Here is a 12,853-nt window from a genome sequence, read left to right on the forward strand (position 1 = left end):
CGATTATGAACTTTGAACTGAAGGCTTTGAACCTGCCCAGCGCTGCTGCAGCAAAGTGCGATCTTCTCCTGTTATTGGTGCCTGAGTCATTCAAGGCACAAAAAGAGCCTTTGTCTGCATTGGTGCAAAGTGCCGTGCGCCATGGCGACTGGTCCGCTGCGTCGGGCAAACAGTTGCATTTGTACCAGCCCCAAGGCGTGCATGCACGCCGTGTTGTGTTGCTGGGTGTAGGTCAGGGATCGGCGCGCGAAGTTCGTGCCGCATTGGCTGGCGTGGCCAGTGTGTTCAAGGCGGAAGGGGTCAAGCATGCCGTGGTGTGCCTGAGTGCGCTCGGCGATGAAGCGCAGACTGCTGTGCAGCTGGCGGTGCAGTGTGCGGCCGATGCAGCCTACGTCTACACGCTGACCAAATCGCAAGCGAAGGCGCCCGCACTGAATAAGGTCACCATTGGTGTGGCAGACAAGCGTGCGGCCAACGCTGCGTTTGAACAGGCAGTGGCGGTGGCGCTGGGGCAAGTTCTGGCCAAGGAGTGGGGCAATCGCCCTGCCAACCATGCCACGCCAACCATGCTGTCCAAAGCCGCGCAAGAGCTGGCGAAAAACGCCGCCATCCAGTGCAAGGTGCATGGTCCAAAAGAGGTGGCCAAGTTGGGGATGGGCGCTTTCATGGCCGTGGCACAGGGCTCCAAAGAGCCCTTGCAGCTGATTGAGCTGAGCTACAGCGGTGCGGCCAAGTCGACCCCACCGGTTGTACTGGTGGGCAAAGGTATTACGTTTGATACCGGTGGCATCTCGCTCAAGCCGGCGGCAGCCATGGACGAGATGAAGTTCGACATGTGCGGTGCTGCCAGCGTGTTGGGCGTGTTCCAGGCCCTGGCGCAACTCAAGCCTGCCATCAATGTGGTGGGTTTGATTCCCGCATGTGAAAACATGCCGGATGGTGCCGCGGTCAAGCCGGGTGATGTGGTGACCAGCATGAGCGGTCAAACCATCGAGATTCTGAATACCGACGCGGAAGGCCGCTTGGTGTTGTGCGATGCACTGACCTATGCTGCCCGCTTCAAGCCAGCTGCGGTGGTGGATATCGCGACGCTGACGGGCGCATGCGTGATCGCCTTGGGCGGTGTGCGCTCGGGCATGTATGCCAACCAAGATGCCTTGGGCTTAGCGTTGCAGCAAGCGGGCGACAAGAGCATGGACCTGTGCTGGCGCATGCCTTTGGATGAAGACTATGCCGAAGGCCTGAAGAGCAATTTTGCTGACATGGGCAACGTGGCAGGCCGTGCCGGTGGTTCGATCACGGCGGCCAAGTTCTTGCAGCGTTTCGTGGGCGACATGCCCTGGGCCCACCTGGACATTGCTGGCACAGCCTGGAAGGAAGGCGGCGCCAAGGGTGCTACCGGCCGCCCTGTGCCTTTGCTGGTGCAGTACCTGCTGGATGTGGCCAAGCAACCTGCAGCACGCGCAGCCAAGGCGGCGCTTGTCGCCAAGCGTGCCGTCAAGCCCCGCGCTGTGAAGCAGACAGGTTTGAAAGCCAAAGCTCCCGTGAAGGCGCCCCGGATTGGATGATGGACGCTGTTATGCCCTATGTGGCTTTTCACTTCAATGCGCCAGATAAGCTGGAGTACGCATGCCGTTTTATCCGCAAAGCGCTGCGCCATGATGCGCGCGTGACGGTGGTGGCGCCCATGGCACGCTTGCGTCAGCTGTCTGCGCGGTTGTGGCAGCTGACAGGGCATGACTTTCTGGCGCATGCGGTGCAAGGTGATGATGCAGAGCTGCTGGCGCTGGCGCCAGTTGTCTTACTGGAATCTGCCGAGGACAGCGCGCACCATGAGGTATTGCTCAATCTGGGCACCGAGATGCCACAGGGCTATACATCCTTCGCCAAGGTGGTGGAGGTTGTTTCCAGCTTTGATGAACAGGACCGAGCCTTGGCACGCGCGCGCTGGCGCAGCTACCAAAGTGCGGGTCATGTGATTGAGCGTTTTGATTTGGTGTTGAAGGAGGGCTAGGCCATGTCAGCCATGGATACGCGCCAACCGCCGCGCTTTGTGCCCACATTGACCGATGTGGTCCCAGAGTCGGAGGCGGCGCCCGCACAAGCGGTTGCCAGCAGTCCCACTGCATTGCCTGTGCAGCTTGTGGAGGACGATGTGCCTGCCGTGCAGGCAGCGGAGCACGAAGAGGTCGTGAGTCCTGCCGTAGTGCTTCCTTGTGCACCCCAGTCGCCATCGCAGCCCGAGCTGCAGGACTGGTCCGCGATGGCACAGTCCCTTCAAACCCGGGTGATGGCACGTCTGGATGATGCGCTGGAGGAACGCCTGCGCTATGCCTTGGCGGACATGGTGCAGCTGCACAGCCAAGCCATGTATCTGGCAATCCGCCAGGATGTTGAAAACCTGGTCAGCACTTCGGTGCATGAAGCCATTGCGCAAGAGCTGGCACACATGCGCAAGAACCCTCAGACCTAAAAGCCAGCGCTGCAGGCCGACAGCGCTGGCTTTTAGCGCTGCAGAGCCTGTGGGTTCACGATGTTGCGCGGTGTGCCTTCCACAAAGCTGTGGATGTTGTCAAAAGCTGCACCAAAGTACAGCTCATAGCTGTCTTGCTCCACATAGCCGATATGCGGGGTGCAGATGCAGTTTTCCATACGCAGCAGAGATTGGCCTTGCAAAATAGGCTCGCTCTCGAAGACATCTACGGCAGCTAGGCCCGGGCGACCTTGTTGCAAACCGGCAGCCAGCGCATCCGGGGCAATCAATTCTGCGCGTGCCGTGTTGACCAGCAGGGCTGTGGGTTTCATCAAAGCCAGGTCCGCGCTTTGCACAATGTGCTGGGTGTGTTCGTTCAGGCGCAGGTGCAGTGACAGAACGTCGCTGTGGGTGAAGAAAGCGGCTTGGCTTTCGGCGGCCTGGTAGCCATCTTGCTGCGCCTTCAGGCGTGAAGCTTCGCTGCCCCAGATCATGACCTGCATCCCGAAAGCGCGGCCATAGCCCGCAACGATTTGCCCAATGCGGCCATAGCCCCAAATGCCCAGCGTACGGCCACGCAATGCGCTGCCCAGGGCAAAGTTGGGTGGCATGGACGCCGCTTTAAAGCCAGACTGCTGCCAGGCGCCGTGCTTGAGGTTGGCAATGTACTGTGGCAGACGGCGCATGGCCGCCATGATGAGTGCCCAGGTCAGCTCTGCAGGAGCCACGGGTGAGCCGATACCTTCTGCCACCGCAACTCCGTGGTCGGTGCAGGCCTGCACATCAATGTGTGGCCCAACCCGGCCGACTTGTGCAATCAGGCGCAGCTTGGGAAGCTTTTCAATCAGCTGGCGCGGGATGGGGGTACGTTCTCGGATCAGCACAATGATTTCTGCATCCCGCAGGCGAACAGCCAGCTGGCCCACACCTTTGACGGTGTTGGTAAAAACTTTGGCATTGAAGCCGTCCAGCTGCGTGGCGCATTGCAGTTTGCGGACGGCGTCTTGGTAGTCGTCCAGGATGACAATGTTCATGGGCATTAAGCGTGCTGGCTGCAGCCAAGAAAAAGGTGCCAGATGCTGGGTGTGTGCTGCAGCCTGGCAGCTATTGTCCTATACGTGCAAGCGAATGGGATGTGGTTCTACACATATCGTTGTGTGCAACTGCGACAGTTGCAACCGTGCAGCATGGATATGCACCACATTGGGGATTTTTTGGCGCCCTAAGCCTTGTGGGAGCTACGTGGACAGCTCTCATTTTGAAGGTCAAGCCGGCTTGGGTAGCTGGGGCAAGGTGGCTTTAGCGCGCTCCCAGGTCAGGCGGACATCGGTTTTTTCTGCGGTGCGATAGGTAAAGCCGCGTCCTAGCAGGCCGCCGCTGCTGGGCAAGGTGGGTTGGCGTGATGTGGAGTTGGGCGTTGCGCTCATAAATCCTCCTGCCGGTGTGGTGTCGCTGATGGTGTGGGTGGGCTCTGTTGTTTGCATCGTGCCGCAAATGGCGGAGGTGATTCCGCTGTGTTGACGCTATTTCTTGTCAGCCAAAGGCTGAGTCGGGTGCGTGGTGCGCTCAGGCGGTCAGTGCATGGCCACGCGACGGGCATTGCGGGTTTCCTGGGCTGCTAGCTCATCCAGTGCAGCGCACACATCGGCCAACTTGCCGGACAGGGCAAAGCGCTGGCTGTCCACGTCTTTGGGGCGGCGCATCAGGCGTACATTGCCTGTGCTGACTGCATGGCAGTGCTGCTGCAGGGCGCGTGTGATGAACGGTGTCTGGTTGCTGGCTTGAACCGTGCCAGTGGACTCAATCTGTGGCAAAGGCAGGGGGCAGTGCAGAAGGCGCATGGCTTTTTCCTCCGGGATGAAAAATTGCAGCAAAAAAAGGCGACAGCAATCCCTGCAGCACAAAAGGCTGCATTGGCAAGGTGGGTGAGGGTGGGGTGGCTTAGAGCTGGAAGGTGTTGCGAATCAGGCCAACGGCCAGGCCTTCAATCGCAAAATTCTCGCTATCGCTGACTTCAATGACCGGGTAGTCCGGGTTTTCAGGTAGCAGTTCAATGCCTGCAGGGGTCTTGCGCAGACGTTTGACCGTAACTTCGTCGCCTAGGCGGGCTACAACGATTTGGCCGTTGCGCGCTTCACGTGTGGATTGCACGGCCAGCAGGTCGCCATCCAGAATGCCGGCATCACGCATGGACATGCCGCGCACGCGCAACAGGTAGTCGGGCTTGCTGGCGAACATGCTGGTTTCGACGGCAAAGCTTTGATCAATGTGCTCTTGCGCCAAAATGGGAGAGCCAGCCGCCACGCGGCCCACCAGGGGCAGCAAAAGGGGTTGCATGGCTGCCATTGGCAGGTCAAAGTGGGTGCCGCGCGCTGCGTTGATGTGGCGCACGGTATCGCTGACCAAGCGAATGCCGCGCGAAGTGCCACTGACCAGCTCCAGCACGCCTTTGCGTGCCAGGGCCTTGAGGTGTTCTTCGGCGGCATTGGCGGATTTGAAGCCCAGGGTGCGGGCAATTTCTGCGCGCGTGGGCGGTGCGCCGGTGCGCGAGATGGCCTCCTGGATCAGATCCAGAATCTGCTGCTGTCTGGGGGTGAGGTTGGTGTGCTCCATGCCTGTCCTTGCTAGGGATAACTGTTTGTTTATCCAGTACCTGTATTTTTAACCAGTTTCGTGAGGGCTGCAAGTACCTATGACAAGAAAAATTGTGATCTTGGGAACCGGGGGCACGATTGCCGGGCAGGGGAGCGCGCAGGGAGGAAGCGTGGGTTACAAAGCCGCCCAGATCAGCGTGGCGCAGTTGCTACAGCCCATGGCGCACATGGGCCTGCAGGGGGACTTTGCGCTGGAGGCTGAGCAGGTGGCCCAGCTGGACAGCAAGGACATGGACATTGCCACCTGGCAGCAACTGGCCTTGGCCTGCAGCCAGTGGCTGGCACAGGACGAGGTGGCGGGGCTGGTGGTGACGCACGGCACAGACACGCTGGAAGAAACCGCCTGGTTTTTGCAATGCGTGCTGCAGCCGACCAAGCCGGTGGTGCTGACGTGTGCCATGCGCCCGGCGACCGCCTTGTCGGCCGATGGGCCCGCCAATCTGCGCGATGCGGTGATGGCTGTGGCGCAAGGTGCAGCCGGGGTGTGGGTGGTAGCCGCGGGCGAGGTGCACAGCGCGCAATGGCTGCGCAAGGTGCATCCTTATCGTGTGAACGCATTTTCTTCCGGTGCCCAGGGGCCTGCTGCGTGGGTGGAAGAAGGGCGGGTGCGCTGGGCACAGACGCTGGCGGGTATGCCTGCCAGCGAAGCCTTGCCTGCAGCGCTGTGGCAGGCCGATGCGGCGCAGTGGCCCTGGGTGGAGCTGGTGACCAGCACGGCCGCTGCCCGGTCGGAGCTGGTGGATGTGCTGGTGACCGCTGGGGTGAAGGGGCTGGTGGTGGCCGGCACCGGCAATGGATCGGTGCACCAGGCGCTGATGCAGGCGCTGCACCGTGCGGTGGTGCAAGGTGTGGTGGTGTGGCGCACCACGCGCTGTGAGCAGGGGCAGATTGTGCAGGCCGATGGCCAGGAGGATGCCAGCGTCAGCACGCTCAGCCCGGTCAAGGCGCGTATCAGCCTGATACTGGCGCTGCTGGCTCAGAGCGCCTGAACGCTTGGGTGCGCTGGGGGCGTAGGGCGTGTGTGCAGCGGCTGCGCTGCCGATGCTCATAAAAAAAGCTGCCTCGAGGGCAGCTTTTTTGTGAGCTATGACCGCAGTGTTTATGCGCTCAAAGCCTGGAAAGCACGTGCAGTGATTTCGTCCACCGAACCCATGCCGCTGATAGCGCGGTACTTGGGGGCCTTGGCGGGCTCTTGCTGCGCCCAGGCTTGGTAGTAGTCGACCAGAGGGCGTGTCTGGTTGCTGTAGACGTCCAGGCGCTTCTTGACGGTTTCTTCTTGGTCGTCAGCGCGCTGCACCAGCTCTTCACCGGTCACGTCGTCCTTGCCTTCCACCTTGGGTGGGTTGAACTTGACGTGGTAGGTGCGGCCCGAAGCGGGGTGGCTGCGGCGGCCGCTCATGCGTTCGATGATGGCATCGAACGGCACGTCGATTTCCAGCACATAGTCCAGATCCACGCCGGCGGCCTTCATGGCGTCGGCTTGGGGGATGGTGCGGGGGAAGCCGTCAAACAGGAAGCCTTGTGCGCAGTCGGGCTGGGCAATGCGTTCCTTGACCAGGTTGATGATCAGGTCGTCGCTGACCAGCTGGCCCGCATCCATCACGGCCTTGGCTTGCAGGCCCAGGGGCGTGCCAGCCTTGACGGCTGCGCGCAGCATGTCGCCGGTGGAGATTTGGGGAATGCCGAACTTCTGGCAGATGAAAGTGGCTTGCGTGCCTTTGCCGGCGCCGGGAGCGCCCAACAAAATCAGTTTCATGGAGATCCTCGAAATGTAGAAATTCTTGGCGGAGCGGGGCTTTTCTTGCGAGAGAAAAAGCAGGCGGCAACCGCTCGATATCCGTTCAAGGATAGCATGCACGCCCTTGTTTTGGACTTACAACGCGCGCAGCACATGGTAGCGCCGCAGTTTTTTTATTGCGACGTGGGTCGCTTGACAGCGGCGGCTCAGAGTGCTTGCCCGTTATGCGCAAAACGGGTGGTGCTGATAAGACTGCGGCATCTCTTGTACAAGACTGTGCGCAGCGCATTGCTAAAAAAAGAGCAGCTAGCGCTTGTATTTGCTACGGTTCAATGTCGAAGGCCATTGAAACCCAGCGAAATCAAGCGCTAACTGCTCTTATTTTTCTTGCAATTTTCAGAAATTACTGAAATTCAAGGCTTTATGGCTGCCCAAAGAGGGCGCGCACGCGTTGCAGATCTTGCGGTGTATCCACGCCCGCGCCGGGTGCGTGTTGTGTGATGTGCACGGCAATCTGGTGGCCATGCCACAGCGCACGCAGCTGTTCCAGCGATTCCACCTGCTCCGTCGGGGCGGGGCTGAGCTGCGGAAAGCTGCGCAAAAACCCCGCTTTGTACGCGTATATACCCACGTGGCGCAGCGGCGCAAAGTCGCTGTTTTCACTCCACCACTGTTCGCTGGCGCGGTCGCGGTGAAACGGAATGGGGGCGCGGCTGAAGTAGTGCGCCAGCCCGGCAGCGTTGCACACCACCTTGACCACATTGGGGTTCAGATAGTCTTCGCGGCTGGCAATTGGGTGGGCGGCGGTGCCCATGCTGGCGCTGGGCGCATTGGCCAGCACGCCAGCGACGGCGTCGATCAGTGCCGGGTCAATCAAAGGCTCGTCACCCTGCACATTGACCACCATGTCCTCACCATCCAGGCCCAGTTGGGTGCAGGCCTCGGCCAGGCGGTCGCTGCCGCTGGGATGGTCAACACGGGTGAGCACGGCCTCAATGCCGTGCGCGGCGCAAGCCTCGACGATGGCGGCGCTGTCAGCGGCCACCACCACGTGGGTGGCAGCGCTCTTGCGCGCTTGCTGCGCCACGCGAACCACCATGGGCAGGCCCGCAATGTCGGCCAGCGGCTTGTTGGGCAGGCGGCTGGAGGCCAGGCGCGCGGGAATCAGGACGGTGAAGCGCACGGCAATCAGCCTTCCAGTTCGCTGTTTTCCAGAGGGCGGGCTTCGTTTTCCAGCAGGATGGGCATGCCGTCGCGCACGGGGTAGGCCAGACGGGCGCTGTGGGAAATCAGTTCTTGGCGCTCTTTGTCAAAGCGCAGCGGGCCTTTGGTGACGGGGCAGACCAAGAGTTCAAGCAGTTTGGGGTCCATAACGGTGTACCGGTGGTGTTCTTCAATGGGGGGATGATAGGCACAGCCGCGCATCCAGCAGATCAAAATAGCCTGGATCCACTTGCAGTTGCAGGGGCACGGCCCAGGCTTCGGGCATGACTTGCCAGAGTTTGGCGGCGTCTTTTTCGGTGCAAATCACTTGCAAGCGCTTATCCAGTGGGCGCTTCCAGCTTGCAAAATTGTAGTGATCGGGCAGGGCTTCCGTGCTCTGCAGCTGCAGAGACTGGGCGCGCAGCATGGCAAAAAAATCTTCGGGGCGGGCAATGGCCGCCAGTGCGTGCAGCGGCTGGCTCTGCAAATCCTGCAGGGGCAGGCGCTGCCCGTCGCGGTTGACGGCGTACGGCGCCAGCTGGCGCTGGAGCTGAAAGCTGGGGGTGCTGGCGGGCGTGCCTGCAGGTGGCTGGGTGGCGGAGTGCAGCACGGCGGTGACCGGGCGAGGCCACGCCTCGCGCAGCGGGCCGGCGGGCAGCAGCCAGCCGTTGCCAATGCCTTCGTTGTTGAAAACGCAAATCTCCAGATCGCGTGCCAGGGCGTGGTGCTGCAGGCCGTCGTCGCAGACCAGGACATTGGTGGCGGGGTAGGCGGCCAGCAGGGCGCGCGCGGCATCGATGCGCTGGCGCGCCACAAACACGGGCACGCCGCTGGCGCGGGCCATGAGCAGGGGCTCGTCGCCCACATCTTGCGGCAGCGATTGGGGTGTGGCTTGCCGGCAATCGTCGCTGCTGCGGCCGTAGCCGCGCGAGATGATGCCCACTTGCAGCCCGCGTGCCTGCAGGTGGGCCACCGTGGCCAGCGTGACCGGGGTTTTGCCCGCGCCGCCAGCAATCACATTGCCCACCACGATGACGGGCACGCCCGGGTGCTGGGCTTTTTTCAGGCCCCACTGGTAGAGCTTGCGCTGCAGCCCGGACAGTGCGCCATACAGCGCCGCCAACGGCAGCAGGGCGCAAGCGGCGGGGCTGCGGCTGCGCCAGAGCTGGCGAAAGCGGTCAGAGCCGGTGCCCTGGTGGGCGGGGGCGCTGCTCATGGGCGGTCTTTATTTCTTGCCAGCGGTGGCGGCAGACTGCGTGGCAAAGGTGATTTGCGTCAGCCCGGCGCGGCGCGCGGCTTCCATGGCCGAGACCACAGACTGGTGCGGGGCGGCGGCATCGGCGCTGATGATGACAATGCTGTTGCCACCAGCGGGTGCTGCGCCCGACAGTGCGCTGGCAATCGCATCGACCGAGCGGTCATCCAGCGGGTTTTTATCGATCGCATAGCGGCCATCGGCCGCGATGGAGACGATCACCTCTTTGGGGCGATCGCGCATCTGCTCGGCATCGGCCGTGGGCAGTGTCAGCTGCAGCTCGGTGAACTTGCTGTAGGTGGTGCTGAGCATCAGGAAGATGAGCACCACCAGCAGCACGTCGATGAACGGGATCAGATTGATCTCGGGCTCTTCAGCGCGGCGGGGGCGAAAATTCATGGCCATGGTGCGCCTTGCTTTTTATTTGCTGCGCAGACGGCTGAGGTGGCGCACAAACTGCTCACCGGCCAGCTCCAGTTGCAGCAAATAGGCATCCACACGGGCGCGGAAGTACTTCCAGAAGATCAGCGCCGGAATGGCCACGATCAGGCCAAACGCGGTGTTGTACAGCGCAATCGAGATACCGTGCGCCAGCTGACCGGGGTTGCCCGTGCCCATGGCACCAGCGCCCGACTGGGAGCCGAAAATCTCGATCATGCCGATCACCGTGCCCAGCAGCCCCAGCAAGGGGGCGGCCGAGGCGATGGTGGCCAGGGCGCTCAGGTATTTCTCCAGACGGTGGGCCACGGCGCGGCCGGTGGACTCCATGCGTGCGCGCAGGTCTTCTTCGCTGCTTTGGGGGTAGGCCGTCAGCTGTTGCATGCCGCTGGCCAGCACTTCGCCCAGGGCGCTGTTTTGGGCCAGCTGCTGAATCACATCGTTGCCGGGCAGGCGGTCTTTGGAGACAGAGATGGCTTCGTCGAGCAACTTGGGTGGGGCAACACGGGCTGTCTTGAGGGAAATAAAACGCTCAAAAATCAGTGCCAGAGCGAAGATGGAACATGCAATAAGGGGCCAGATGGGCCAGCCAGCGGCCTGTATGATCGACAGCAACTTCGTTTCTCCCGTGCTTGTGTTGTGAGTCTGCAGCCTCGCATTATTACGCAGCGCCTGCGCTGCGCCCGGTTTGTACCGTTGGATTTGCGCGCAATCGGCCTGCGGCACAGCTTCAGCGCAGGCGCTGGTGGGGCGCTGTGGCTTTCTGTGCTTGTTTGAGTGGCGCTATTGATCCATGTCTTTTTTTGATTCCACCCCCTCCATGGGCAAACCCCGCGTGTGGGATGTCGGCGCGCTGTGCCGTGCCATTGCCGACAGCCTGGAGGCGCGCTTCAACCCAGTGACGGTGCGCGGCGAGATCACGGGCTTTTCCCGTGCGGGCAGCGGCCACTGTTACTTCAGCATCAAGGATGCCGCGGGCCAGTTGCGCTGTGCCATGTTTCGCCGCGCTGCCATGGCCATGGACTTCACGCCGCGCGACGGCGAGCTGGTGGAAGTGCGCGGCAAGCTGGGGGTGTATGAGCAGCGCGGTGATCTGCAACTGATTGTGGAGAGCCTGCAGCGCGCCGGGCAAGGGGCCTGGTTTGAGCAGTTTTTGCGCCTGAAGGCGCAGCTCGAGGGCGAGGGGCTGTTTGATCCCGAGCGCAAGCGCGCGCTGCCCGTCATGCCGCGCGGCATTGGCGTGGTGACGTCGCTGGGGGCTGCCGCCTTGCACGATGTGGCCACCGCACTGCGCCGCCGTGTGCCGCACATTCCGGTGCTGATTGCGCCAGCGTTGGTGCAGGGCGCAGAGGCGCCGGCATCCATCGTGCGTGCGCTGCAGCAGCTGTATGGCATGGCCGCGCGCCAGGGCGAGCCCGGTGTGCCTGCGGTGGACGTGATCTTGCTGGTGCGCGGTGGCGGCTCCATGGAAGACCTGTGGGCCTTCAATGACGAGCAGGTTGCGCGCACCATCGTGCAAAGCCCGGTGCCGCTGATCAGCGGGGTGGGGCACGAGACCGATTTCACCATTGCCGATTTTTGTGCCGACCTGCGCGCGCCCACGCCCACGGCGGCCGCTGAACTGGTGGCGCAGCCGCGCCAGGCGTGGCTCGACGGTCTGGATGCCATGCACTCCCGCATCCAGGATGCGTTGCTGCGCCAGGTGGATCGGCAAGGTCAGCGCCTGGATGCGGCGGCCAACCGCCTGGGGCGCCCCAGCCAGCAGATGGCGCAGCAGCGTTTGCACCTGGCACAGCTGGGTCAGCAAGCGCGGCACGGATTACTCATGAAAATGCAGCGGCAAGCGCAGGTGTATCAAGCGCTACAGGCTGATTTCGTTCAAAAAACCCAGCGGCGCTTGAGCCAGCAGCAGCAAAGCCTGCAGCAGTGGCGGGTACGCCTGGAGCTGCTGAATCCGCAGCGCGTGCTCGAGCGTGGCTACAGCGTGCTGACCACGCCCAACGGGCAGGTGGTCACCAGCGCCCGGCAGGCACCCGTGGGCACCCCGTTGAAAGCGGTGCTGGCTGACGGCCAGCTGGATGTGAGCGTGACGCAGCCCAAGCTGCTGTAGCCGGGCGTGCGGCGGATGGCCGCAGCGTTTTGCGCAGTTGCTTTGCCTTTGATAGCAAAAGGCTTGAGGTTTTTAGCTGCAATCTGCCTGCGTTCTTCCTACAATGGCTGACACAGCATGGGGTTTGCGCCACGTCAAACTACACGCTTGGATGGCCAGCCACGCCGCCACGGTGCGGTGCGGGGCTTCTAACTATTTTTATACCCACCCACGAGGATTCATCATGGAACGCACTCTGCCTGCATTGCCTTATGCCATCGACGCGCTGGCTCCCCACTACAGCCAAGAAACGCTGGAGTTCCACCACGGCAAGCACCACAACGCATACGTGGTCAAGCTCAATGAGCTGCAAGTGGGTACCGAATTCGAAAACATGGAACTGGAAGATGTCATCAAGAAGTCTTCCGGTGGCATCTACAACCAGGCTGCACAGATCTGGAACCACACCTTCTTCTGGAACTGCATGACCCCCAACGGCGGCGCAGAACCTACAGGCGCGCTGGCGGACGCCATCAACAAGAAGTGGGGCTCCTACGCCGAGTTCAAGAAGGCGTTCGTGGCTTCCGCCGTGGGCAACTTTGGCTCCGGCTGGACATGGCTGGTCAAGAAGGCCGATGGCTCGGTGGACATCGTCAACATGGGCGCTGCTGGCACCCCCCTGACCACCGCCGACAAGGCCCTGCTGACTGTGGACGTGTGGGAACACGCGTACTACATCGACTACCGCAATGCACGTCCCAAGTTTGTCGAAACATTCTTTGACAAGCTGGTGAACTGGAAGTTTGCCGAAAGCAACTTCGCTGCCTAAGGCAGTGTCTGACGTGTAGCTGTCATCGCATAACGTGACGACGGTCAAACCCGCTGGTGAAAGCCCGCGGGTTTTTCTTTGGGTGCGCTGGTAGATTGTGGGCTGCAAGCACTAAACATGGCTTGCGTCAATCAAGTCTTATAGAAGAGTTTTTGATTAACTCTTGTAGAAGAG

The 12,853-nt window shown here is 61.7% G+C and carries 16 protein-coding genes; 6 read left to right on the forward strand and 10 right to left on the reverse strand.

From position 1 onward, the window contains the following. Nucleotides 1–5 precede the first annotated feature (5 nt). From AC27VO_RS13085 to AC27VO_RS13095, 3 genes are read left to right on the forward strand one after another with little or no spacing between them, the layout of a single operon-like run. Complete coding sequence (locus tag AC27VO_RS13085; protein ID WP_488667154.1) at nt 6–1,568, forward strand: leucyl aminopeptidase; 1,563 nt, start codon at nt 6–8, stop codon at nt 1,566–1,568. 11 nt (nt 1,569–1,579) lie between these two features. After that, nucleotides 1,580–2,014, forward strand: a complete 435-nt coding sequence (locus AC27VO_RS13090; protein WP_488667208.1) for a DNA polymerase III subunit chi — start codon at nt 1,580–1,582, stop codon at nt 2,012–2,014. 3 nt (nt 2,015–2,017) lie between these two features. Then, nucleotides 2,018–2,473, forward strand: coding sequence for a hypothetical protein (locus AC27VO_RS13095; RefSeq protein WP_488667155.1), 456 nt, complete (start codon nt 2,018–2,020; stop codon nt 2,471–2,473). Between the two features lie 32 nt (nt 2,474–2,505). On the opposite strand, the gene AC27VO_RS13100 is transcribed toward AC27VO_RS13095, so the two are convergent. From AC27VO_RS13100 to lexA, 4 genes are all read right to left on the reverse strand, one after another. Then, nucleotides 2,506–3,507, reverse strand: a complete 1,002-nt coding sequence (locus AC27VO_RS13100) for a D-2-hydroxyacid dehydrogenase family protein (protein ID WP_488667156.1) — start codon at nt 3,505–3,507, stop codon at nt 2,506–2,508. A 231-nt stretch (nt 3,508–3,738) separates the two neighbouring features. After that, the gene (locus tag AC27VO_RS13105; RefSeq protein WP_488667157.1) at nt 3,739–3,957 is read right to left on the reverse strand and encodes a hypothetical protein; all 219 of its coding nucleotides are present in this window, start codon (nt 3,955–3,957) and stop codon (nt 3,739–3,741) included. 90 nt (nt 3,958–4,047) lie between these two features. Then, nucleotides 4,048–4,314 carry a hypothetical protein gene (locus AC27VO_RS13110; RefSeq protein WP_488667158.1) on the reverse strand — a complete coding sequence of 89 codons (267 nt, stop codon included), beginning with the start codon at nt 4,312–4,314 and terminating at the stop codon, nt 4,048–4,050. Nucleotides 4,315–4,414: 100 nt separating this feature from the next. Continuing rightward, nucleotides 4,415–5,086, reverse strand: a complete 672-nt coding sequence (gene lexA, locus AC27VO_RS13115) for a transcriptional repressor LexA (RefSeq protein ID WP_488667159.1) — start codon at nt 5,084–5,086, stop codon at nt 4,415–4,417. Between the two features lie 79 nt (nt 5,087–5,165). On the opposite strand from lexA, the gene AC27VO_RS13120 reads away from it, so the two are divergent. Next, the gene (locus tag AC27VO_RS13120) at nt 5,166–6,116 is read left to right on the forward strand and encodes an asparaginase (RefSeq protein ID WP_488667160.1); all 951 of its coding nucleotides are present in this window, start codon (nt 5,166–5,168) and stop codon (nt 6,114–6,116) included. Nucleotides 6,117–6,226: 110 nt separating this feature from the next. Here AC27VO_RS13120 and adk read toward each other — a convergent pair whose 3' ends face one another. From adk to AC27VO_RS13150, 6 genes are all read right to left on the reverse strand, one after another. Next, a complete protein-coding gene (gene adk, locus AC27VO_RS13125; RefSeq protein ID WP_488667161.1) occupies nt 6,227–6,883 on the reverse strand; it encodes an adenylate kinase in 657 nt (218 codons plus the stop codon). Between the two features lie 403 nt (nt 6,884–7,286). Then, a complete protein-coding gene (gene kdsB, locus AC27VO_RS13130; RefSeq protein ID WP_488667162.1) occupies nt 7,287–8,048 on the reverse strand; it encodes a 3-deoxy-manno-octulosonate cytidylyltransferase in 762 nt (253 codons plus the stop codon). Nucleotides 8,049–8,053: 5 nt separating this feature from the next. Beyond that, a complete protein-coding gene (locus AC27VO_RS13135) occupies nt 8,054–8,236 on the reverse strand; it encodes a Trm112 family protein (protein ID WP_488667163.1) in 183 nt (60 codons plus the stop codon). A gap of 22 nt (nt 8,237–8,258) precedes the next feature. Further along, on the reverse strand, nt 8,259–9,284 hold the full coding sequence (gene lpxK / locus AC27VO_RS13140; protein ID WP_488667164.1) for a tetraacyldisaccharide 4'-kinase: 1,026 nt from the start codon (nt 9,282–9,284) through the stop codon (nt 8,259–8,261). Between the two features lie 9 nt (nt 9,285–9,293). Then, nucleotides 9,294–9,722: an ExbD/TolR family protein gene (locus tag AC27VO_RS13145; protein WP_488667209.1), complete on the reverse strand. Its 429-nt coding sequence runs from the start codon at nt 9,720–9,722 to the stop codon at nt 9,294–9,296. Between the two features lie 21 nt (nt 9,723–9,743). Continuing rightward, complete coding sequence (locus AC27VO_RS13150; protein WP_488667165.1) at nt 9,744–10,376, reverse strand: MotA/TolQ/ExbB proton channel family protein; 633 nt, start codon at nt 10,374–10,376, stop codon at nt 9,744–9,746. Between the two features lie 178 nt (nt 10,377–10,554). Here AC27VO_RS13150 and xseA point away from each other — a divergent pair, with 178 nt between their 5' ends. Next, complete coding sequence (gene xseA / locus AC27VO_RS13155) at nt 10,555–11,871, forward strand: exodeoxyribonuclease VII large subunit (protein ID WP_488667166.1); 1,317 nt, start codon at nt 10,555–10,557, stop codon at nt 11,869–11,871. 223 nt (nt 11,872–12,094) lie between these two features. After that, a complete protein-coding gene (locus tag AC27VO_RS13160; protein ID WP_488667167.1) occupies nt 12,095–12,679 on the forward strand; it encodes a superoxide dismutase in 585 nt (194 codons plus the stop codon). The last annotated feature ends 174 nt before the right edge of the window (nt 12,680–12,853 follow it).

The sequence above is a fragment of the Comamonas sp. 14P8.1.4 genome (assembly GCF_057799285.1).

What these genes read in the sequence shown, in the direction of transcription:
- AC27VO_RS13085 (WP_488667154.1), top strand. Translation starts at nt 6, where the DNA reads ATGAACTTTGAACTGAAGGCTTTGAACCTGCCCAGCGCTGCTGCAGCA.
- AC27VO_RS13090 (WP_488667208.1), top strand. Translation starts at nt 1,580, where the DNA reads ATGCCCTATGTGGCTTTTCACTTCAATGCGCCAGATAAGCTGGAGTAC.
- AC27VO_RS13095 (WP_488667155.1), top strand. Translation starts at nt 2,018, where the DNA reads ATGTCAGCCATGGATACGCGCCAACCGCCGCGCTTTGTGCCCACATTG.
- AC27VO_RS13100 (WP_488667156.1), bottom strand. Translation starts at nt 3,507, where the DNA reads ATGAACATTGTCATCCTGGACGACTACCAAGACGCCGTCCGCAAACTG.
- AC27VO_RS13105 (WP_488667157.1), bottom strand. Translation starts at nt 3,957, where the DNA reads ATGCAAACAACAGAGCCCACCCACACCATCAGCGACACCACACCGGCA.
- AC27VO_RS13110 (WP_488667158.1), bottom strand. Translation starts at nt 4,314, where the DNA reads ATGCGCCTTCTGCACTGCCCCCTGCCTTTGCCACAGATTGAGTCCACT.
- lexA (WP_488667159.1), bottom strand. Translation starts at nt 5,086, where the DNA reads ATGGAGCACACCAACCTCACCCCCAGACAGCAGCAGATTCTGGATCTG.
- AC27VO_RS13120 (WP_488667160.1), top strand. Translation starts at nt 5,166, where the DNA reads ATGACAAGAAAAATTGTGATCTTGGGAACCGGGGGCACGATTGCCGGG.
- adk (WP_488667161.1), bottom strand. Translation starts at nt 6,883, where the DNA reads ATGAAACTGATTTTGTTGGGCGCTCCCGGCGCCGGCAAAGGCACGCAA.
- AC27VO_RS13135 (WP_488667163.1), bottom strand. Translation starts at nt 8,236, where the DNA reads ATGGACCCCAAACTGCTTGAACTCTTGGTCTGCCCCGTCACCAAAGGC.
- lpxK (WP_488667164.1), bottom strand. Translation starts at nt 9,284, where the DNA reads ATGAGCAGCGCCCCCGCCCACCAGGGCACCGGCTCTGACCGCTTTCGC.
- AC27VO_RS13145 (WP_488667209.1), bottom strand. Translation starts at nt 9,722, where the DNA reads ATGAATTTTCGCCCCCGCCGCGCTGAAGAGCCCGAGATCAATCTGATC.
- xseA (WP_488667166.1), top strand. Translation starts at nt 10,555, where the DNA reads ATGTCTTTTTTTGATTCCACCCCCTCCATGGGCAAACCCCGCGTGTGG.
- AC27VO_RS13160 (WP_488667167.1), top strand. Translation starts at nt 12,095, where the DNA reads ATGGAACGCACTCTGCCTGCATTGCCTTATGCCATCGACGCGCTGGCT.